This is a genomic window from Sphingomonas profundi (assembly GCF_009739515.1).
In the GTDB taxonomy this organism is placed as follows: domain Bacteria; phylum Pseudomonadota; class Alphaproteobacteria; order Sphingomonadales; family Sphingomonadaceae; genus Alterirhizorhabdus; species Alterirhizorhabdus profundi.
In genome coordinates, this window is the sequence record NZ_CP046535.1 from 1,292,888 (window position 1) to 1,313,391 (window position 20,504).

Consider the following 20,504-nt stretch of genomic DNA (forward strand, 5'->3'; position numbering starts at 1 on the left):
GCGGCACGCGCTGGTTAATCGCGGGTTGAGCATGGCGGCATGTGTAAGCCCGGCCGACACATCGGAGGAGATACGGGCTCCCTTCAAATCGCCGGGCGGAAGTGCCACATGGCCGGCATGACCGATCAAGTCCCGAGCATCGCGCAAGACCTGCATCCGCTGGTGCGGCGCGTGCTGGCGCCCAACCCGTCCGCCTTCACCTATACCGGCACGCAGACATATCTGGTGGGGCATGGCGAGGTGGCGGTGATCGATCCTGGCCCCGACCTGGAGGAGCATGTCGCGGCGATCCTTGCGGCCACCGCAGGCGAGCGGATCACCGCCATCCTGTGCACCCACACCCACCGCGATCACAGCCCCGCCGCGCGCCCGCTGCGGGCGGCGACGGGCGCCGCGATCGTCGGCTGCGCGCCGCTGGCGCTGGCGGACGACGGGCCGCGCGCCGATGCCGCCTTCGATACGGACCACGCGCCCGATCGCGTGCTGGCCGATGGCGAGAGCGTGCACGGCGCCGGGTGGGCGCTGTCGGCGGTGGCGACGCCGGGCCATACGTCCAACCACCTCTGCTTCGCGCTGCCGCAGGCGCGGGCGCTGTTCACCGGCGATCATGTGATGGGCTGGTCCACATCCGTGATCTCGCCGCCGGATGGGGACATGAGCGCCTATATGGCCAGCTTGGATCGGCTGATGCAGCGCGACGACCTGGTCTACTATCCGGCGCATGGCGAGCCGGTGGAGAAGCCGCAGCGCTTCGTGCGCGGGCTGATCGGCCACCGGCGCCAGCGCGAGGGGCAGATCGTGCGGCTGCTGGAGCAGGGCGATCAGGCGATTCCGGCGATGGTGGCGAAGATGTACGCCGGCATCGATCCGCGGCTGCACGGCGCTGCCGGGCGATCGGTGCTGGCCCACCTGATCGATATGGAGCAGCGCGGCGCCGTGGCGCGCAGCGGCGAGACGTGGCGGCTGGCGGCGTGAGGGGCGCGTTACGCTGGCTGCTGCCGCTGGCGCTGGCCGGCCTGCTGATGGTCGCCGGCCTGCTCTACATGCAGCGGCGGGCGGCGGACCTGTTCGATCCGGCGCCGGAGACGATCGTCTCCGCCAGCCTGCAGGGCTTGCGCGAGCAGAACCGGCTCTCCGCTTTCGTCGCCAATTATGTCGCGGTCGTCACGGCCAGCCAGTCCCGCTTCGGGCTGAGCGCGCGGCGGACGCTCATCATGCCCGGCCTCGTGCGCTACGAGGTAGATCTGGCGCGGCTGCGGGCCGAGGACGTGGTGTATGACAAGGCCGCCGGCGAGCTGCGCATCACCGCGCCGCCGGTGGAGGTGGTCGGCCCCCAGATCGACCTCACCCAGCTGCGCGAATATGACGGCGGCGGGCTGCTGCTGCGGATCAGCGACACCGGCCAGCAGCTGGACGCGGCCAATCGCCGCGCCGGCCAGGCAGAGCTGCTGCGGCAGGCGCGGCAGCCGGTGCCGATGAGCCTCGCGCGCGACGCGACCCGCCGGGCGATCGAGCGCAGCTTCGCGCTGCCGCTGCGTGCCGCCGCCCTGCCGGCCGAGGTGCGCGTGCGGTTTCCGGACGAGCCGGGCTTTCCGGCGCGTACGATCGAGCAGATGGACCGTTCCACATCGCTGCGGGACGTCTATGACACGGCGAACGCCGCGACGGAGAGATGAGCATGGACGCACGGCTGGGCACAGGCGGATCGCTGGCGGGGCTGGACCTGCGCGCCGAGATCGATCGGCTGCGCAAGACACGCAACGCCGTGATCCTGGCCCATTACTACCAGGAGCCGGAAATACAGGATCTCGCCGACTTCGTCGGCGACAGCCTGGATCTCAGCCGCAAGGCGGCGGACACGGACGCGGAGGTGATCGCCTTCTGCGGCGTACGCTTCATGGCCGAGGTGGCCAAGATCCTGAGCCCGCAAAAGACGGTGATCCTGCCGGACATGGAGGCCGGCTGCTCGCTGGAGGACAGCTGCCCGCCCGAGCAGTTCGCCCGCTTCCGCGCGGCGCATCCGGATCACATCGCGCTGACGTACATCAACTGCTCGGCGGCGGTGAAGGCGCACAGCGACATCATCGTCACCAGCTCCTCGGCAGAGAAGATCCTGAGCCAGCTGCCGGCCGACCAGAAGATCATCTTCGCGCCGGACAAGAATCTGGGCGCTTATTTCAACCGCAAGACCGGGCGCGACATGCTGCTGTGGCCCGGCGCCTGCATCGTCCACGAGGCGTTCAGCGAGACGGAGCTGCTGAAGCTGAAGGCGCTGCACCCCGGCGCGCCGGTGGCGGCGCACCCGGAATGCCCGGCCTACATCCTCGATCACGCCGACCAGGTGGGCTCCACCCGGGCGATCCTGGAATATGCGCTGGCGAGCCCGGCCGAGACGATCATCGTGGCGACCGAGCCGCACATCATCCACCAGATGCAGAAGGCGGCGCCGGGCAAGACCTTCATCGGCGCGCCGGGCGCGGACGGCAACTGCAACTGCAACATGTGCCCGTACATGGCGCTGAACACGATCAAGAAGCTGTACCTCGCGCTGCGCGACCTGACGCCCCGCATCGAGCTGGACGAGGCGACCCGGCTGGCCGCCAAGGCCCCGCTGGACAGGATGCTGGCGATGGCGAGCGGCACGGTGGGCCTGGGCGATCTGGGCCTGGCGCGCGTGACCGGGGATTGACGGGGGCGGTGACGATGACGATCGACATAGCCGGCTTCGACACCGACGCCTTCGTGGCGGCCACGCTGGCCGAGGATCTGGGCGAGGCGGGTGACATCACGTCCGCCGCCGTCATTCCCGCGGACGCGATGTTCGACGGGGTGATGGACAGCCGCGACGCGATCGTCGTGGCCGGGTTGCCGCTGGCGGAGGCGTTCTTCCGCGCGCTGGATCCGGATGTCGCGATCGAGCGCCTGGTGGCGGACGGCGACCGGGTGGCGGCGGGCACGGACATTCTGCACCTGCGTGGCCGCGCGCGGGCGCTGCTGACGGCGGAGCGATCCGCGCTGAACACCGTGCAGCATCTCTCCGGCATCGCCACGCTGACGCGCGCCTATGTGGATGCGATCGCCGGCACCGGCGCGATCCTGCTCGACACGCGCAAGACCATCCCCGGCCTGCGCCTGATCGAGAAATACGCGACCCGCATGGGCGGTGCGACGAACCATCGCATGGGCCTGTGGGATGCGGCGATGATCAAGGACAATCACGTCGCGGTGGCGGGCGGCGTGGCCGAGGCGGCGCGGCGGGCGGCGGCTGCGGGGATCGCGAGCATCATCGTGGAGGTGGACCGGATCGACCAGATCGAGCCCGCGCTGGCGGCCGGCGCGACCCACCTGCTGCTGGACAACATGGCCCCGCCGACCCTGCGTGCCGCCGTCACCCTGGTCGGCGGCCGGGTGCCGACCGAGGCGTCCGGCGGGGTGCGGCTGGACACGATCCGGGCGATCGCGGAGAGCGGCGTCACCTACATCTCGGTCGGGCGGCTGACGCAGTCGGCCCCGGCCGCCGACATCGGCCTGGATCTGGCGCCGCGATGAGGCGGATGGCGCTGATCCTGCCAGCCGTGCTCGCGGCGTTGCTGCCGGCGGCGGCGCATGCCCAGGCATCGGCCTGCACCATCCCGGCCAGCCTGCCACGGCCCCGGCCGGAGCCGCCGACGGCCGCGAACCCGCGCCGCATCATGCCGATCGGCCGCTACACGCTGGCGATCAGCTGGTCGCCCGGCTACTGCCCGGGCAAGGCGGGATCGGCCGAGGATGCGTTCCAGTGCGGCGGCGCGAACGGCCGCTTCGGCTTCACCCTGCACGGGCTGTGGCCGGATGCGGCGGGCGAATCCTGGCCGCAATATTGCCGCGCGACGCCGCTGGTGCCGGAGCGGGTGGTGCGCGAGATGCTCTGCACCACGCCATCGGTGCAGCTGATCCAGCATGAATGGGCCAAGCACGGGACCTGCATGTCGCCCACCCCGCGTGCCTATTTCGCGCAGTCGAGCCGGCTCTATCGCGCACTGCGCTTTCCCGACATGCACGCGCTGGCGGCGCGGGACGACGTGACCGCCGGCGACATCGCCGCCGCCTTCGCCGCCAGCAACCGCGGCATCCGCGAGGATATGGTGCGCGTGACGACCGGCCGTGACGGGCGGCTGGCCGAGCTGTGGCTCTGCCTGGATACGCGGCTGCGCTATACAGGCTGCCCGGCGGTGGCCGGCGGTGTCGCGCGGACCACGCGGGTGCGGATCACCGATCCCGGCTGAGCGGCGCGCGCACGGCCTCGCCCTCGATCGTTGCGGTTGCCGGGTGGTGGCGATCGAGGTGGCGGCGGATGATGCGCAGGTTGCGCGTGTTCGAGCGGAAGAAGAAGTCCGGAATCGCGCCGACGAACGGGATCGCGCCGAGCAGCGAATCGACGCCGACATTGCCGGCCATGCGCGCGATCTGCCATCGCGACATGCCGAGGTTGCGCGCCTCCCACACGATCCACGCGCCCATGGCGGTGGTGACGACGGTGCCGAGGACGGGCACGAGATCGGCGATCACGTCCAGCCCGATCGGCCGCCTGAGCACCGGCACGACGAACAGGCGTTCGAGCACCCGCTCCATCGCCTCGACACGGGCGCGCACCGACGCCGGATCGCGGCCCAGCGACAGGCCGGCAGCGATGCTGTCGAACTGGTCGGCCGAAACGCGCATGGCATCCTCCTGATTGCGGGAGGGATATAGGAAGCCGATCGCGCGCCCGCATCACTCCGCGCGCAATTGATCGAGCGGGTGGGCGGCGCGGCGATTATCCTGGAAGGCCGGCAGACGGCGGGACACGAGCGACCAGCGCAGCGGCGCGGCGAGCGGGATGAAGGCGCTGATCTCGGCCAGGCGGGCGTCCGCGTCGGCCAGATGGGCGGCGCGCTCGACGAGGGTGGGCGCGGTGCGGGCGGCATCGAGCGCGGTATCGGCCTCCAGGCTGCACGCGATCGAGCGGACGCATTCGAAGCGGCGGAGATACCAGCTGGCGCTGTCTCCGGGCGCGACCGCGTCGAGCAGCGTCAGGTCCGCCTCCTCGCCATCGCCGGCGCGGGTGGCGCCGACGCCGATCGCGGCCCAATCGGCGGCGACGAGGCGGAAGAGCATGCGGCCACCCGGCCCCGGCGGCACGGCGACGCGCACGACGGGCGCCTCGCCGGACGCGGCCGTCCAGCCGGCCACCGTTTCGCGCGCGAGCGCGCGGCGCTGATCGAGCGCGGTGTCGATCCAGTCCGGCGTTGCGGGTGCTGGACGATCGGTGAGGGCGAGCGGGACGAGCGTGGCGATCGGGCGCCAGCCCGCGCCGAACACCGCAGCGAGGCGATTCCGGTCGATCGCCATGGAGAGCGCGCGGCGATTGTCCGCCACGCCGACGAAGCCGCCGCGCCGGGTGACGGCGAAGCCGAACAGGCCGTTGGTGGGATCGATGTGCAGCGCATCGGCCGGCGGACCGGCGGCGCGCGCGATCGCCAGATCGGCGAAGCGGCCGCCGAGCACGATGGCGGACCTTCCGGCGGCGAAGCGGGCGACGGCGCTGGCCGCCCGCTCGATGCGCAGGCGCACCTGCGCGCGGGCGAGCGCGGCCGGCTCCGCCTCCGCCAGACGCGGGTCGGTGGGGCTGAGCAGCATGGCGCCGCCCGCGCGATCGGCGATGCGGAACGGGCCGGTGCCCGCGCCGCGCGCCAGGATGGCGAGCTCCGGCTGGGCGAGCAGCGGCAGCAGATCGGGCCGCGGGCTGGCGAGGCGGATCTCGATCACCTCCGGCGTCACCGCGACGATCTCGGCGACGGCGCCGAGCACTGGCTTCAGCGGATTGCGGCTGGTGGGGCCGATCGCCGCGCGCAGCCAGCGGGCGGCCTGCTCCGCGTCGATCGCATCGGTATCGGTGATGCGGAAGGTGTAATAGAGGCCGTCGTCCGAGACATCCCAGCGGATCGCCAGACCCAGCTCGATCTGACCGGCGGCATCGAAGCGGACGAGGCCCTGCGCCGTCGTCGCCAGCAGCAGCGCCGAGGCCGGCGCGAGCGGCTTCTGGCTGGGATCGACGATGCGCGGGCTCTCGCCGATCACGCTGGCGACGAGCGGCCCGTCGTCCGGCGGCGGCGCGCAGGCGGCGAGCGCCAGCAGCGCGGCGAGGGGAAGGCATCGCATCATCATCGGTCCAGGCCCAGGGTCCGGCTCGGATGTACGTTCGCCGGATTGTCCCGCCAACCCGTCACGTGGCGGGAGACGAGCGCGCGGCTGACGTAGAAGTAGAGCGGCAGGATGGGCGCATCGTCGATCAGGATCGCCTCTGCCCGGCGCATCGCGGCGGCGCGCGGCGCGGCGCGGGGCTCGGCCATAGCGGCGTCCAGCGCGGCGTCGAAGCGGGCGCTGGCATAGCCCGAATAGTTGATCGGGCCGGCATCCGAGCGGTGGACGACGAGGAAATTCTCCGGCGCGGCGAGGTCCGCGATCCAGCCGGAGCGGGCGAGCGCGAAGTCGCCGCTGCGCAGGCTGGCGAAGTGCAGGGTCGCCTCGCTGTTCAGCAGCCGCGCCTCCACGCCCAGCGGGCGCCACATGGCGGCGAGTGCGATGGCGACGCGGCGGTGATCGGCATCGCTGTTGAACCGCAGATCGAAGACGAGCGGGCGCGCCGGGCCGTAGCCGGCGGCGGCCAGCAACGCGCGGGCGGCATCGAGGCGGCGGGCGGCCGGCCAGTCCGCCCACAGCGGGCGGAAGGCGTGCAGCCCGCCGGTCCCCGCCGGCACGACGCCCCACGCCGGCGGGTTGCCCACGCCGAGCAGCGGCCCGGCGATCCAGCGCCGATCGACCGCCAGGCTGAGCGCAGGGCGGACGCGGACATCGTCGAACGGCGGGCGGCGCAGGTTGAAGGCGTAGTAGAAGCTGCCGCGATAGGGGGCGAGGTGCGCCGCCCCCGGCCGATGCGCGCGCAGCCACGGCAGGCGGGTGGCGGGCAGGTCGCTCGTCACGTCGGCGGCGCCGGCGGCGAACTGGCGCAGCATCGTCAGCCTGTCCTCCACCGGCCGCCACTCGACCGCTGCGATCTTCGCCTCGGCCGGGCGGCGCGGGTTCCGCTCCAGCCGGATGCTGTCGTGCAGCGCCCAGCGGACGAGGCGGTAGGGGCCGGAAGCGACGATCGGCCGGTCGCGCGTCCAGCCGCCGCCGCCGACGGCGGCGATGCGGTGCAGCGGCAGCGCGGCGATGGCCGGGTGGGCGAGCAGTTCCGGCAGGGCCGGGAAGGGGTGGCGCAGGGTGACGCGCACTGCCTCACCCTCCGCCGCCATCTCCGCCACCGGCGCGAACAGCGGCGCGTGCGGCGAGGCGGTGGCGGGATCGCGCAGCCGGCGGAAGGTGCCGGCGAAGGTGGCTGGCGTGATCGGCACACCGTCCGAGAAAGCGAGGCCGGGCCGGAGCGGAAAGCGCCAGACGAGGCCGTCCGCCGACACGCTCCAGCCGGTCGCCAGGCCGGGTTCGGCGGTGCCCTGCGCGGTGAAGCGGGTGAGGCCCTCGAACTGGTCGGCGGCGACGCGGATGGAGGCGAGATCGGAGACGGTCTGCGGATCGAGGCCCTTCGCCTCGTCGTCCGTGAGGCGTACGAGGGTGGCGCCGTCCCGCGCCCGCTCCGCCTGCGGCGAGCAGGCGACGGCGAGCAGGGGCGCGAGGACGAGGAGGATTCGCCCGAGGGAGGAGCCGGGACCGTGAAGCCGCGTGCCGGCGGGCCTGCGGAACGGGACGCCCCCCACGCCGGCGACACCCTGACGAAGCGGGAGTCTCGAACCGAGTTCGCTGATATCCCATTCAAGCATGTCGTCCGTCATCCTGAACTCGTTTCAGGATCCATGCACGCGGCCAGTTGCTCGCGAGGCTGCACGATGCCGCCATGTCTCGCCTGGACTCTGAAGCACGTTCAGGTTGATGGCTCGGCTGGATCGACATTGAACGGATCAGGTCGATTCTACTCGCGCTTTATGCAAACCGTTCATCCTGAGGAGCCATTGAGCGTGTCGAAATGGCGTCTCGAAGGACATAAGAGGTCCTTCGGGACGGGTCTTCGCCTCCGCTCAGCCCCTCCTCAGGATGAGCGGACATGCCGAGAGCTGAACCTCGATCCGGCCGAGTGGTGCCGCCAGCGCCCGCTTGCCCGGCAGGCGTGGAACGGAGATGGCGGCGGAGGCGGGGAGGCCGGTCCGCCGTGCCACCCGGTCAGGCCGCCGCCTTCTCGCGCTCGCGCATCTCCTGATTAAGCATCTCGGCCAGGAGGAAGGCGAGTTCGATCGACTGGCCGGCGTTGAGGCGCGGATCGCAGTGGGTGTGATAGCGATCGGCCAGCCCCTGCTCGGTGATGTCGATCGCGCCGCCGGTGCATTCGGTGACGTTCTGGCCGGTCATCTCGGCGTGGATGCCGCCGCCGTGCGTGCCTTCGGCGCGGTGGACGGCGAAGAAGCCGCGCACCTCGGCCAGGATACGCTCGAACGGGCGCGTCTTGTAGCCGTTGGCGGCCTTCACCACGTTGCCGTGCATCGGATCGCACGACCAGACGACCGGCCGCCCCTCCCGCTTTACCGCGCGGACGAGGGCGGGCAGGTGCTTCTCGATCTTGTCGTGGCCGTAGCGGGTGATCAGCGTGATGCGGCCCGGCTGACGCGCCGGATCCAGCGTGTCGAGCATGCGCAGCAGCGCGTCCGGCTCAAGGCTGGGGCCGCACTTCAGGCCGATCGGGTTGCCGATGCCGCGCAGATACTCGACATGCGCCGATCCTTCGAAGCGGGTGCGATCGCCGATCCAGAGGAAGTGGGCGGACGTATCGTACCAGCCGCCGGTCAGCGAATCCTGGCGGGTCAGCGCCTGCTCGTAGGGCAGCAGCAGCGCCTCGTGGCTGGTGTAGAAGTGGGTGGCGTTCAGCTGCGGCACGGTTTCCGGGTTGATGCCGCAGGCGGCCATGAAATCCAGCGCGTCGCCGATCCGATCGGCGACGGCCTGATATTGCGCGGCCCACGGGCTGCGGCCCATGAAGTCGAGCGTCCACGCGTGGACCTGATGGAGGTTGGCATAGCCGCCTTGCGCGAAGGCGCGCAGCAGGTTCAGCGTGGCGGCGGACTGGTTGTAGGCGCGGATCATGCGCTGCGGATCGGGCACGCGGCCGGCGGCGGCGAAATCGATGTCGTTGATGATGTCGCCGCGGTAGCTGGGCAGGCTGACGCCATCTATCTCCTCGGTGTTGGCCGAGCGCGGCTTGGCGAACTGGCCGGCCATGCGCCCCACCTTCACGATCGGCAGCTTGGAGGCGTAGGTGAGCACCACCGCCATCTGCAGGATGACGCGGAAGGTGTCGCGGATGGTGTTGGGGTGGAACTCGGCGAAGCTCTCCGCGCAGTCGCCGCCCTGGAGGAGGAACGCCTTGCCGGCCGAGACCTGCGCCAGTTCCGCCCGCAGCGCCCGCGCCTCGCCGGCGAAGACCAGCGGCGGATAGTGGGCGAGTTCGGCGGTGGCGCGGTCCAGCGCCGCGCGATCGGCATAGTCGGGCAGCTGCCGGGCCTCATGTGCCATCCAGCTGTCGGGCGTCCAGTTGCTTGCCATCACTCTTGTCCTTTCGCCGCGCTCCCTTGGGCGAGGGGGCGGGCGATGGCAAGGGTTGAGGCGGGGGTGGCGACGGCGAGCGCTCCTGCCGACCGTGCGGCATGCCAGTCCTCGATCGCGTCGAGGATGCGCTCGGCGGCGTCGCCGCGACCATAGGGAAAGGCGGGCCGGGCCATGGCGGCATGGGCGGCGGGATCGTCCAGGATCGCCTCGGCCGCCGCCAGGATGCGCGCGGGATCTGTGCCGACGAGCCGCGCATTGCCGCTCTCCAGCACCTCCGGCCGCTCGCTATTCTCGCGCAGCACGAGCAGCGGCACGCCCAGCGCCGGCGCCTCCTCCTGCACGCCGCCCGAGTCGGACAGGATCAGGTGGGCGCGCGCCATCAGCCGCACCATCGCCGGATAATCGAGCGCGGGCGGCAAATCGATCCGCGCGCAGCCGGACAGGGCGGCCAGGATCTGCGCCTGCACCGCCGGGTTCGGGTGGACCGGCAGCACGATATCGACATCCGGCCGGCGCGCGAGCGCGCGAAGGGCGGCGCAGATGCCGGCGATGCCTGCGCCGATATTCTCGCGGCGGTGGGTCGTCGCCAGGATCAGGCGGCGCGCGCCGGGGCGGATGGCGGGCGCGGGCGGGCGGGCGTGGATCGCCAGCAGCGCATCGATGCCGGTGTTGCCGGTGACGGCGACCTCACCGGCGATGCCGGGCTCCCCCGCCAGGTTCGCCGCCGCGCCATGGGTCGGCGCGAACAGAAGGGTCGCGAGCGCATCGATCTCGACGCGGTTGCGCTCCTCCGGCCAGGGCGATGCCATGTCGCCGGAGCGCAGGCCCGCCTCGATATGGCCGACCGGCACGCCGAGCGCGTAAGCGGCGCGGGCGGCCGCCCACGCGCTGGTGGTGTCGCCCTGCACCAGCAGCACGTGCGGGCGCACATCGGCAATGGCCCGCGCGACGCCTTCGCCGACCAGCGCGGCCAGCGCCTCGATCGACTGGCCCTGCACCAGCAGCCGCATGTCCGCATCGGCCGCGACGTGAAACGCGGCCAGCGCATCGTGGAACAGCGCGCCGTGCTGGCCGGTCGCGACGAGCCGGTGATCGATCCCCGGCCGGGCGGCGGCGGCGAGCGCCAAGGGCGCGAGCTTGATCGCTTCCGGCCGGGTGCCGGCGATCGTCAGCAGGCGCAGCATCGCGGGCGGTCAGGCCCCCGGTACGCCGAGCGCGCGTGCGCCTTCGGCAAGCTTCGCCTGTGCCGCCTTGTCGGCGGGGAAGGCGGCGGTGCCGTCACGCAGCGCCTGGGTGGCGGCGGCGCGATCGCCCAGCACCATGCGGGCGCGCATCAGCCGCAGCCAGCCGTCCGCGTCCGCCGGGTTCGCCTTCAGCTTGGCCGCGAGCGAGTCGACCATGCCGCGCACCATCGCATCCTGCTGGCCGGGCGGCAGCGCGGAGGCGGCGGACATCTGCTCCCGCGTGGGGCCTGGGATCGCGTCGGTCGCGGCGTTCGGCCCGGCCGCCGGCGGGGCCGCGGCGCCGGCCGGCATGCGGCCGGCGATGTCGATAGCGTTTTTGGCGGCGACCTGGGTGATCGTCTGGCGGACATTCTCCTCCCACGGGGCGCCGGGCGGCGTATCCTTGAGCAGCGCCAGCCAATCGTCCACGGCGCCCTTGTGATCGCCGGAGAGATCCTTCCTCACGGCGAGGAAGTAGCGCGCCCGCGGATCGGCCGGATCGATCGCCAGCGCCTTGCGGAACGCGCCCTCCGCCTCCGCCGGCACATCGCCCTTGCCGGCAAGCGAGATCGCCTCGCCGAGCGCGGACCAGCCCTCCGCGTTCTTCGGATCGGCCAGGGTGGCGCGGCGATACGCGTTCACCGCGTCGGCAAACCGTTCCGTGCGGTAGTAGGACCAGCCGAGCATCCGCCAGCCGGCGGCATCGCCGGGATTGGCCTTCATCTTCGCTTCCAGCTGGGCGATCATCGTGGTGACGTCGGCCTGCGGCGAGGCGGCCGGCGGCATCTGGGCGGCGACCGGCGGATCGCTGCGGGTGCCGCGCCACACCGCCACCGCCACGGCCACAAGCGCGATCAGCGCCGCGAGCAGCAGGGCGATGCGCGCGACCGGCAACCCCGATCCGCCCAACCCGGATCGATGACGCGAGACCGTTTCAACGCGATTGTCCGCACCCGTCATAGAATATCAACCCCCCGGCCGGCAGTAACAAGCAGTCTAGCGGCGCCTGCGCAAGATGATAGAGTGCGCGAAAAGGGGTCGCACCTGGACGATATTGCCCGCGGTAGCGCGCATGTTCGCGCGTCTATCGTGGCAGGGGGGTGAGACTGGTGCCAGACGTCCATCGCGAGCCGGCGGCCTATCGCCCGGAGCTGGTCGTGCCGCGCGGCGGACGATCGGATCTGCGCGCGCTGATCGTGCTGGTCTACGTCGTCGCCGGCGCCTCGCTGATCGTGACCTCGGTGGAGCCGATGACGCTCACCCTGATCGGCCTGATCGTGGGGCCGGAACCCTCCGACCTGGCCTTCGAGATCGTGGCGCGGCTGGGCGTGGGCCTTTCCGTGATCGGGCTGGCGCTGATCGGCCTGCTCGTCTCGGGCGAGGTGCCGCCGCTGCGCACCGGGCCGGCCGCCATCACCGGCAGCGCCTTTCCGGCCGGTGCCGGCGCACTGGCGCTGGTGCTGGCGAGCGCGTGGATCGGCGGCGTGGCGGTGGGCCGGCCGCACCCCGCCGCCGAGGACGCGGCGCTGTTCGCGATCGGCAGCCTGCTCACCTTCCTGGGCGTGTTCGGCGAGGAACTGCTGGTGCGCGGCCTGCTGCAGCCGGCGCTGGTGCGCGCATGGGGGCCGACGGCGGGCATCCTGGTCGCCTCGCTCGCCTTCATGGTGATTCACATGGTGGGCGGCTGGGGGCATCCGGTAAGCCTGCTGAACATCCTGCTGGCGGGCATCTGGTTCGGCCTGCTGGCGTGGCGCACGGGCGGGCTGATCGCACCGATGCTCGCCCATTTCGGCTATAACTGGGCGGAGGAGATGGTGTTTGGCGCGTCGCCGAATCCGGGTATCGGCGCATTCGGCTCGATCATGGACGTCGATCTCGTCGGGCCGACGATCTGGGGGGGATCCGTGGAAGGACTGAATGCGAGCCTCGCCGTCAGCATCGTGCTGGTGGCGCTCATCATCCCGCTGGCGCTAGGTGGCGGGCGGCGGACACAATCTGGCGGCAAGGCACCGACGAACCTATGAGCGACATCTTCGTATCTCACGCGCAGGCGGACGGCGCGCGCGCCGGCGCCATCGTCGCGGCGCTGCGCGGCGCCGGCTACGACGTGACGGCCGGCGGGCGCGAGCCGGCCGACGCCCTCGCGGCACCGGCGAAGCTCTCGCTGATCCTGTGGTCCAGGGCCTCGGTGGAGGCGGCCGACGGTGGCGCGGTGCTTGATCAGGCCGAGGCGGCGAACGGGCGCGGCGGCTATCTGGGCGTGCTGCTGGACGAGGTGGCGCTGCCGTTCGGCTTCGGCGGATCGAGCCCGGTCGACGTCGCGCCGTTCCGCGAGGGCAATGACGCGCAGACCCGCCAGATCGTCGATGCCGCGCGCAACTTCATGGCGACCGGGCAGGCACCCGTGGCTGCGCTGCCGCCGCCGCCGCCGCCGCCGGTGGACCGCAGCGGCGCGAAGAAGCTCGCCGCGCTGGCGGCGGTGGCGATCGCCATCGTCGGCGCGATCGTCTGGTTCGTCGTCCGCAGCAGCGCGCCGACGACCGGCGAACTCATCGAGGCGCAGCTTGGCAAGACGCCGTGCGCGTGGCTCCGCGTCGATCCGGTGCAGGACGGCAGCAACGGCAGGCTGGGGCTGACCGGCGTGGCCGGCAACCCGGCGCAGGCCGGCGCGGCCGTGCTGGCGATCGCGCAGGCCGGCAAGATGGCGGTGACGCAGGTCTCCACCGACAAGGTGGCGCAGATCGACCCGCGCGAGTGCGCCGCAATCGACGAGCCGCGCCGCCTGCGGCGGAGCCCCGGCGGGCGCCTGCTGGTGACGGGCGAGCCGTTCGTGCTGGATTATGCGATCAAGCCGAAGCCGCAGGCGCTGGCGCGCGTGCAGATCGCGCTGGAGAAGGCGGATTCGTCGATGGCGCTGTTCGGCGTGGAGCCGAACGGCCAGGTGACGTGGATCCTACCTGACAAGGCCGCGCTGGACGCCCTGAAAGATGCCGACGTGGGGCTGACCAGCGCCGCGCCCGGCAAATACGAATTCTCCGTCTACCCCGATCACCTCGGCTGGACCGGCCTGTTCCTGGTGGTCGGCGAGCAGCCGCTGGCCGCGACCAAGCCGCAGGGCACGGTGCAGTCCGCCGGCGAATTCGCGCCGACGCTGCGGCAGGCGACCGGGCAGGGCAAGTGGGACGCGGACATGGTGTGGTTCCGCATCGATCCGAAATGAGCGCCGCGCCTAGAGAAAAAATCGCGAAACAATGTGGCAGTGATACGCGTCACTGGGCGAATCACGCTATAGGCATAGAGAGGATGCAGGCGCCGAGGTGATGCCGGTGGCGCCGCTGGGTTCATCGTGGGTTCGATCCCACAGGCTGTTGGAAGGATAGTGCCATGAAGCTGCATGTCGGCTTGAGTGTTCGGGGCCTGGCCCTCCTGGGATGTGCGATGGCGATGGCGGCGCCGGCCTGGGCCGCGCCCGATGCCGAGGAGGCGCAGTTCACCTGCGACCTGACCGGCGACTGCGACACGGCGGCCGAGCCGGCGGCGGCAGCGCCCGGCGGCGCGCCCGCCACTGCCACGCCGGGCAAGCCGGCGCCGCGCGGATCGGCGACGCGGGGCTTCAGCTTCCGCCGCGGCCAGGCGGACGGAGCGCCGACGCAGACGGCATCGGTCGCAGCGCCGGCGCCCGCCGCCGCCCCGCCCAAGCCGGTAAAGCCGATGCGCGTCGGCAGCGCCGACCTGGGCCTCACCTTCGAGCCGGCGTCCGCCGTGCTGACCGAGGCATCGAAGGCGCGGCTGGCGAAATACGCCAACGCTCTGGCCACGCCGAAGCTGGCCACTCGCCGCCTGCGGATCGAGGGGCATACCGATGCCAGCGGATCGCCGGTGGTGAACCGCAACCTCTCCCAGCGCCGCGCGCAGGCGGTGGCGGACTATCTGGTGCAGGCCGGGGTGGATCGCCAGCGGCTGGACGTGGCGGGCTTCGGCTCCAGCCGGCCGCTGCCGGGCGTGGCGCCGCAGGCCGCCGCCAACCGGCGCGTGATGGCGGTGCTGCTCTGAGCAGCGCCGGGACGATCGGGCAGGGAGAGGGTCGCCGCGGCGGCCCTTTCTCTTGGCCGCTCTCCTGCGATTTCCTGCGAATGCTTCGCAATTAGTCTGGACCAGCGGCCGGGAGCTTGGCGACGGCGCGATTTTTTGTTCCGGGCACGGATTTCGACGAACAACGTGTCTGGCGGATGCTGCACAAGCTGATAGAGTGAGAGCGGGGTCGCACCTGACGATGAAGGCTCGCTGAACGGGCCGCGCACAAGTGAAGTCCGCCGGGGGCGGGCTGTTCGGGTGATTGAGGGGGACCAGTGGCAGACGCCTTTCGCATCGCCATCGTCGGCTCCGGGCCGGCCGGGTTGAGTGCAGCCGGACGCGCGGCGCAGCTCGGGCTGTCGCACGTGCTGATCGAGAAGACGGATCATCTCTCCGATACGATCTTCAAATATCAGAAGGGCAAGCACGTGATGGCCACGCCGAGCCAGCTGGTGCTGCGCTCGGACATGGATTTCGAGGCAGGCAAGCGCGAGAAGGTGCTCGGCACCTGGGACGAGCAGGCCGCCGGCCAGAAGGTGAACGTGCGGCTGAACGCCGAGGTGACGGCAATCACCGGCACCCGCGGCGACTTCACGATCAAGCTCAAGGACAAGAGCGAGATCAAGGCCGAATATGTGATCCTCTCGATCGGCACGCAGGGCAACCCGAACCTGCTGCGCGTGCCCGGCGGCGATCTGCCGCACGTGCAGTATCAGCTCGACGATCCCGGCGAGTATGTCGACGAGCATATCCTGGTGATCGGCGCGGGCGATGCTGGCATCGAGAATGCCGTGGGCCTCGCCACCGATCCGGCGCAGCGCAACGTCGTCACCATCCTCAACCGCACGGCCGATTTCAGCCGCGCCAAGGATGCCAACGTCAAGGGCCTGTTCGCCATGCGCGACGCCGGCCGGCTGACCGTGATGGCGGAGACCGCGCCGAACAAGGTGGAGACGGGCTTCGTCACGCTCGACACGCGCGACGGCGAGGCGCGCATCCGTTGCGACCGCATCATCGCGCGCATGGGATCGGCCGCGCCGCGCGGCTTCGTCGAGGCGTGCGGCGCCGAGTTCGAGGATCAGGAGGTCAAGGGCCGCGACGGCACCGTATCGATCAAGAAGGGCGTGAAGAAGGGCACCGGCATCGAGTTTTCGAGCCCGGACCGGGAGGCCTACCCCAAGCTCTCGCCGCAGTTCGAGAGCACGGTGCCCGGCATCTTCGTGATCGGCGCGCTGGCCGGCTACCCGCTGATCAAGCACTGCATGAACCAGGGCTATGACGTCGTCGAGTTCATCAACGGCAATACCAGCCTGAAGCCGGCCGACGAACCGATCCTGGAGGATCGCTTCAAGAACATGCCGCGCAAGCGCTCGGTCGACGAGTGGCTGGCCTTCCTCAGCGGCAATGTGGAGATCCTGAACGGCCTGTCGCCGCTGCAGATGCGCGAGTTCATGCTCGATTCCGACGTGCGCGCCTATCGCATCGGCGAGACGGTGTTCGAGAAGGACGAGCCCGGCTCGTCACTGTTCGCGATCGCCTCCGGCTCGGTCGAGGTGAGCCTGCCGAACGGCGCCGGCATCCGCATCCCGCGCGGATCGATCTTCGGCGAGGTGGGCCTCATCTCCGGCCGCAGGCGCGGCGCCACCATCCGCGCGGCGGAGGATTCGATCCTGGTCGAGATCAGCCGCACCGCCGCCCTGAAGCTGATGGCGCAGGTGCCTTCCGCCAAGCGCGTGGTGAACCGCATCTCCACCGAGCGGCAGCTGCTTCAGATGTTCGGCTCCGGCCTGACGCCCGACGATCTGCGTGAGGTGACGGACACCGCCGAGATCATGACGGTGAAAGCGGGGCAGGCGATCATCAAGGAGAATGACGCCGACAACGACATCTACGTGATCCGCGTGGGATCGATGGTGGTGGAGAAGGCGATCGGCGGCAAGCCGGTGTTCCTCTCCTACCTGCCGGCCGGCTCCTACGTGGGCGAGATGGCGGTGATCGACGGCTCCAAGCGATCCGCCACCGTGCGCGCGGCGATCAAGAGCGAGGTCATCAAGCTCAACGGCGACGCGTTCAAGCGGCTGCTCGACGGCAAGCCGGACCTGTTCGAGAAGGCCAAAAAGGACATGGCCGGCCGGCAGGATCTCAACGCCTTCGTCGAGGCCAAGAAGGACAGCTTCTCGACCGTCGTCGACATGTACTCCTCCGTCGCCAACTTCCTCGTCGACAACGGCATCGGCGAGGCGACCGACGTGCTGCTGATCGACGAGAATCTCTGCGTCGGCTGCGACAATTGCGAGAAGGCCTGCGCCGACAGCCACGAGGGCCTCTCCCGCCTGGATCGCGAGGCGGGGCGCACCTACGCCCACCTGCACGTGCCGACATCGTGCCGCCACTGCGAGCATCCGCACTGCATGGCCGATTGCCCGCCCAACGCCATCCATCGCGGGCCGGACGGCGAGGTGTTCATCGACGATACCTGCATCGGCTGCGGCAACTGCCAGCGCAACTGCCCGTACGGCGTGATCCGCATGGACAAGGTGCCGCCGAAGAAGCCGGGCCTGCTCAGCTGGCTGTTCTTCGGCATGGGGCCGGGGCCGGGCGAGCCGGACAAGAAATGGTCGTACAAGCATGCCGATCCCGGCGTGGAGAAGCCGAAAAAGGCGATCAAGTGCGACATGTGCTCCGGGATCGAGGGCGGGCCGGCCTGCGTGCGCGCCTGCCCGACGGGGGCGGCGATCCGCGTGTCGCCGGAACGCTTCCTGACGGTCTCCAAGCTCGAGAAGGGGGACGCCTGACGTGGCTGCACGGGGGGTACAGCAACTCAAGCAGGTCACGTCGCAGCATGAGGGGTTCCTGCGGCACGCCGGCTTCCGCTGGCTGAAGATCGCGCTGACCGTATCGCTGATCGCGATCGTGATCTACGCGTTCGACGATGTGCAGCCGCGGCCGAACGGCGGCAGCGCCTACGGCTATTTCCTCGGCACGGTCGGCCTGCTGCTGATCCTGTGGCTGACGATGCTGGGCGTGCGCAAGCGGGCGATGACCACCGGGCGCTGGTCGCTGAAGGCGTGGACGTCGGCGCATGTCTATCTCGGCCTCGCGCTGATCGTGATCGCCACGCTGCACACCGGCTTCCAGTTCGGCTGGAACGTCCATACGCTGGCCTATGCGCTGATGATGCTGGTGATCCTCTCCGGCATCTACGGCATCACCGCTTATTCGGCGCTGCCGCGCGCGCTGAGCAACAATCGCGGCGAGACGACGCAGAGCCAGATGCTGGACAATCTGCGGATGATCGATCGCCAGCTGCACGACGCGGCCCAGCCGCTGGAGCACGCCCAGGCCGAGATCGTGCGGATGAGCCTGGACGACGATCCCTTCGGCGGCGGCGCCTGGGCGCGGCTGACCGGCAATTACCCGCGCTGCGGCACGCGCCGGGCGCAGGCCGCGATCCGCGCCTATACCGGCGGCGGCCCGAACCTGGGCGACAACCCGCTCGAGAAGATCGACGTGCTGCTCGAGCGCAAGGAGGCCAATCTCTCGCGGATGCGCCAGCATCTGCGGTTGAAGGCGCTGCTGGAGGTGTGGCTCTACATCCATGTGCCGCTGACGTTCGCGCTGATCGCCGCCTTGTTCGCGCACGTTTTCGCCGTCTTCTTCTACTGGGGGTGATGGGCGCATGACCTTCATCGTTCGCCAGATTTCGCGCACCGCCGACGGGCGTGAGATCATCCGCCCGCGCGAGTTCGCCCAGGCCGAACTCAGCATCGGCCGCAATACCGAGTGCGACATCCACCTGCCCGATCTGGCGGTGACGCTGCGCCACGCGGTGATCCGCCAGCTCGGCCCATCGCGCGCCGAGATCACGGCCAGCGCCGGCCTGCCGTTCGATGTCGACGGCCGCTCCACCGAGCGGGCGGAGATCGATGCGCAGCGCGGCGCCAACATCCGCATCGGCGCGCACGTGATCGCCGTATCGCGCGAGGCGGAGCGCGACGCGATCGTGCTCACGGTCGAGCGGGTCGGCGAGGTTTCCGATGCGTCCGAGGCGAAGGACGAGGCGCGCGCCTTCTCGCTCGCCGGATCGCTGCCGGGCAAGCGGACGATGGCGTGGAGCTTCATCGGCCTCGTCCTCGCCGTGTTCCTCGCCTGGCCGTTGTGGAGCTTCTACACCAACAGCCAGGCCGCCGACCGCGACCGGCCGATCGCCTTCCACGCCGACGAGATGTGGTCCTCCGGCAAGCTCTCGCTGGTGCACGCGCAGCTGGAGAATAATTGCAAGGCCTGCCACGCGCAGCCGGGCGTAGCCGTGCGCGACACCTCCTGCGTCGCCTGCCACGATGCGGTGCACGATCATGCCGATCCGCGCCGCCTCGCCGCCGCGATGGTGCAGCCGGGCGCCGGCAAGCAGGTGCAGCTGGCCTTCAAGAGCGCGTTCAACGTGCCGGAAGGACGCTGCGTAGACTGCCATACCGAGCATGAGGGCGCGACGGCGATGCCGGTGACGGCGCAGAAATTCTGCTCCGACTGCCACGCCCAGCTGAAGGAGCGGCTGACCGACACGACGATCCTCAACGCCTCCGACTTCGGCACCGATCATCCGCAGTTCCGCCCGGCGGTGCGCACCAGCGCGATGCCGCCGGTCGTCCAGCGGCTGTCGCTCGATGCCCGGCCGATCGAGGATAACGGGCTGAAATTCCCGCACAACGTCCACCTCTCGAAGACCAACGGCGTCGCCCGCATGGCGCAGACGATGCAGGTGGACTATGGCTTCGGCAAATCGCTGGCCTGCGCCGACTGCCACGTGCCCGATCCCTCCGGCACCCGCTTTCGCCCGATCACGATGGATCAGAACTGCCAGATGTGCCACTCGCTGGCGTTCGACAGGATCGACGGCACGGTGCGCACCCTGCGCCACGGCGACCCGAAGCAGGTGGTGGCGGATCTGCGCGCTTTCTACCGCTCGACCGGGCCGGTGCGGCCGATCAACCTGGGCGGCAACGCCCGCCGCCGGCCCGGCGATTTCGCGACGCAGGCCACCGCCGCGCGGTTCAGCTTCGCCTCGGCCACGCGCACCGGCCGCGCCGATCCGGCGATCCGCGCGACCTTCTCCGAAGGCGGCGTCTGCTTCGAATGCCACAAGGTGATCCAGCCGGCGCAGAGCGGCACCGGCACCTTCGGCATCGTGCCGGTGAAGCTGCCCGATCGCTATATGCGCAAGGGCTGGTTCGATCACGCGGCGCACCAGACGGAGACGTGCGAGAGCTGCCACGCGGCGCCGACCTCCGCCATCGCGGGCGACCTGCTGCTACCCAAGATCGAGAGCTGCCGCGCCTGCCATGGCGGCGAGACGGCGCACAAGGAGGTGAAATCCTCCTGCGCGATGTGCCACGACTTCCACCGCGACGATGCCGCCCCGCTGATGGTGCGCAACACCCGCGAGCGGGGGCGGCGCGTGGATCCCAGCAACGAGCTGAAGGCGATCCGCCGCGACGAGGGCTGACGCCCGCATCGGGCCAGCAGGGCGATAATCTCGCGGCGCCTGTGACTTTGATCACAAGCGGTTAAGCGATTTGTGGCATATCGAACCACCGG

At 70.7% G+C, this 20,504-nt stretch carries 17 protein-coding genes; 11 read left to right on the forward strand and 6 right to left on the reverse strand.

What is annotated here, in order from left to right:
- The first annotated feature begins 108 nt into the window (after window positions 1–108).
- From GNT64_RS06105 to GNT64_RS06125, 5 genes are read left to right on the forward strand one after another with little or no spacing between them, the layout of a single operon-like run.
- Complete coding sequence (locus GNT64_RS06105; RefSeq protein WP_156678697.1) at window positions 109–975, forward strand: MBL fold metallo-hydrolase; 867 nt, start codon at window positions 109–111, stop codon at window positions 973–975.
- Window positions 972–1,676 (forward strand): DUF4230 domain-containing protein, encoded by a 705-nt coding sequence (locus tag GNT64_RS06110; RefSeq protein WP_422396622.1) that lies wholly within the window; start codon window positions 972–974, stop codon window positions 1,674–1,676. Before GNT64_RS06105 ends, GNT64_RS06110 begins: the two co-directional genes overlap by 4 nt.
- Window positions 1,677–1,678: 2 nt before the next feature.
- A complete protein-coding gene (gene nadA, locus GNT64_RS06115; protein WP_156678698.1) occupies window positions 1,679–2,689 on the forward strand; it encodes a quinolinate synthase NadA in 1,011 nt (336 codons plus the stop codon).
- 14 nt (window positions 2,690–2,703) lie between these two features.
- Window positions 2,704–3,549 carry a carboxylating nicotinate-nucleotide diphosphorylase gene (gene nadC, locus GNT64_RS06120; RefSeq protein WP_156678699.1) on the forward strand — a complete coding sequence of 282 codons (846 nt, stop codon included), beginning with the start codon at window positions 2,704–2,706 and terminating at the stop codon, window positions 3,547–3,549.
- Window positions 3,546–4,265 (forward strand): ribonuclease T2 family protein, encoded by a 720-nt coding sequence (locus GNT64_RS06125; RefSeq protein ID WP_156678700.1) that lies wholly within the window; start codon window positions 3,546–3,548, stop codon window positions 4,263–4,265. Before nadC ends, GNT64_RS06125 begins: the two co-directional genes overlap by 4 nt.
- Here GNT64_RS06125 and GNT64_RS06130 read toward each other — a convergent pair.
- The 6 genes from GNT64_RS06130 to GNT64_RS06155 all read right to left on the reverse strand — a co-directional run bounded on the left by GNT64_RS06130 (window position 4,249) and on the right by GNT64_RS06155 (window position 11,729).
- The gene (locus GNT64_RS06130; RefSeq protein WP_156678701.1) at window positions 4,249–4,701 is read right to left on the reverse strand and encodes a DUF4112 domain-containing protein; all 453 of its coding nucleotides are present in this window, start codon (window positions 4,699–4,701) and stop codon (window positions 4,249–4,251) included. The two genes, GNT64_RS06125 and GNT64_RS06130, sit on opposite strands and share 17 nt — an antisense overlap.
- Window positions 4,702–4,752: 51 nt before the next feature.
- On the reverse strand, window positions 4,753–6,180 hold the full coding sequence (locus tag GNT64_RS06135; RefSeq protein WP_231639319.1) for an ABC transporter substrate-binding protein: 1,428 nt from the start codon (window positions 6,178–6,180) through the stop codon (window positions 4,753–4,755).
- 2 nt (window positions 6,181–6,182) lie between these two features.
- Window positions 6,183–7,850: a peptide ABC transporter substrate-binding protein gene (locus GNT64_RS06140; protein WP_231639321.1), complete on the reverse strand. Its 1,668-nt coding sequence runs from the start codon at window positions 7,848–7,850 to the stop codon at window positions 6,183–6,185.
- A 385-nt stretch (window positions 7,851–8,235) separates the two neighbouring features.
- A complete protein-coding gene (locus GNT64_RS06145; protein WP_156678703.1) occupies window positions 8,236–9,609 on the reverse strand; it encodes a class II 3-deoxy-7-phosphoheptulonate synthase in 1,374 nt (457 codons plus the stop codon).
- Window positions 9,609–10,796, reverse strand: coding sequence for a non-hydrolyzing UDP-N-acetylglucosamine 2-epimerase (wecB, locus tag GNT64_RS06150; protein WP_156678704.1), 1,188 nt, complete (start codon window positions 10,794–10,796; stop codon window positions 9,609–9,611). The genes GNT64_RS06145 and wecB overlap by 1 nt, the downstream gene beginning before the upstream one ends.
- A gap of 9 nt (window positions 10,797–10,805) precedes the next feature.
- Window positions 10,806–11,729 carry a tetratricopeptide repeat protein gene (locus tag GNT64_RS06155; protein WP_231639323.1) on the reverse strand — a complete coding sequence of 308 codons (924 nt, stop codon included), beginning with the start codon at window positions 11,727–11,729 and terminating at the stop codon, window positions 10,806–10,808.
- A gap of 206 nt (window positions 11,730–11,935) precedes the next feature.
- Here GNT64_RS06155 and GNT64_RS06160 point away from each other — a divergent pair, with 206 nt between their 5' ends.
- The 6 genes from GNT64_RS06160 to GNT64_RS06185 all read left to right on the forward strand — a co-directional run bounded on the left by GNT64_RS06160 (window position 11,936) and on the right by GNT64_RS06185 (window position 20,412).
- The gene (locus GNT64_RS06160) at window positions 11,936–12,859 is read left to right on the forward strand and encodes a CPBP family intramembrane glutamic endopeptidase (protein WP_231639324.1); all 924 of its coding nucleotides are present in this window, start codon (window positions 11,936–11,938) and stop codon (window positions 12,857–12,859) included.
- Window positions 12,856–14,055, forward strand: a complete 1,200-nt coding sequence (locus GNT64_RS06165) for a toll/interleukin-1 receptor domain-containing protein (protein ID WP_156678706.1) — start codon at window positions 12,856–12,858, stop codon at window positions 14,053–14,055. Before GNT64_RS06160 ends, GNT64_RS06165 begins: the two co-directional genes overlap by 4 nt.
- 164 nt (window positions 14,056–14,219) lie before the next feature.
- Window positions 14,220–14,888: an OmpA family protein gene (locus GNT64_RS06170; RefSeq protein WP_156678707.1), complete on the forward strand. Its 669-nt coding sequence runs from the start codon at window positions 14,220–14,222 to the stop codon at window positions 14,886–14,888.
- Between the two features lie 296 nt (window positions 14,889–15,184).
- The gene (locus tag GNT64_RS06175; protein WP_156678708.1) at window positions 15,185–17,704 is read left to right on the forward strand and encodes a cyclic nucleotide-binding domain-containing protein; all 2,520 of its coding nucleotides are present in this window, start codon (window positions 15,185–15,187) and stop codon (window positions 17,702–17,704) included.
- Between the two features lies 1 nt (window position 17,705).
- Window positions 17,706–18,581, forward strand: a complete 876-nt coding sequence (locus GNT64_RS06180) for a hypothetical protein (RefSeq protein ID WP_156678709.1) — start codon at window positions 17,706–17,708, stop codon at window positions 18,579–18,581.
- Window positions 18,582–18,588: 7 nt separating this feature from the next.
- Window positions 18,589–20,412 carry a cytochrome c3 family protein gene (locus GNT64_RS06185; protein ID WP_156678710.1) on the forward strand — a complete coding sequence of 608 codons (1,824 nt, stop codon included), beginning with the start codon at window positions 18,589–18,591 and terminating at the stop codon, window positions 20,410–20,412.
- Window positions 20,413–20,504 lie beyond the last annotated feature (92 nt).

Bases quoted from the DNA above. Each gene is read 5' to 3' on its own strand.
- GNT64_RS06105 (WP_156678697.1), top strand. From the start codon at position 109: ATGGCCGGCATGACCGATCAAGTCCCGAGCATCGCGCAAGACCTGCAT.
- nadA (WP_156678698.1), top strand. From the start codon at position 1,679: ATGGACGCACGGCTGGGCACAGGCGGATCGCTGGCGGGGCTGGACCTG.
- nadC (WP_156678699.1), top strand. From the start codon at position 2,704: ATGACGATCGACATAGCCGGCTTCGACACCGACGCCTTCGTGGCGGCC.
- GNT64_RS06125 (WP_156678700.1), top strand. From the start codon at position 3,546: ATGAGGCGGATGGCGCTGATCCTGCCAGCCGTGCTCGCGGCGTTGCTG.
- GNT64_RS06130 (WP_156678701.1), bottom strand. From the start codon at position 4,701: ATGCGCGTTTCGGCCGACCAGTTCGACAGCATCGCTGCCGGCCTGTCG.
- GNT64_RS06135 (WP_231639319.1), bottom strand. From the start codon at position 6,180: ATGCGATGCCTTCCCCTCGCCGCGCTGCTGGCGCTCGCCGCCTGCGCG.
- GNT64_RS06140 (WP_231639321.1), bottom strand. From the start codon at position 7,850: ATGACGGACGACATGCTTGAATGGGATATCAGCGAACTCGGTTCGAGA.
- GNT64_RS06145 (WP_156678703.1), bottom strand. From the start codon at position 9,609: ATGGCAAGCAACTGGACGCCCGACAGCTGGATGGCACATGAGGCCCGG.
- wecB (WP_156678704.1), bottom strand. From the start codon at position 10,796: ATGCTGCGCCTGCTGACGATCGCCGGCACCCGGCCGGAAGCGATCAAG.
- GNT64_RS06165 (WP_156678706.1), top strand. From the start codon at position 12,856: ATGAGCGACATCTTCGTATCTCACGCGCAGGCGGACGGCGCGCGCGCC.
- GNT64_RS06170 (WP_156678707.1), top strand. From the start codon at position 14,220: ATGAAGCTGCATGTCGGCTTGAGTGTTCGGGGCCTGGCCCTCCTGGGA.
- GNT64_RS06185 (WP_156678710.1), top strand. From the start codon at position 18,589: ATGACCTTCATCGTTCGCCAGATTTCGCGCACCGCCGACGGGCGTGAG.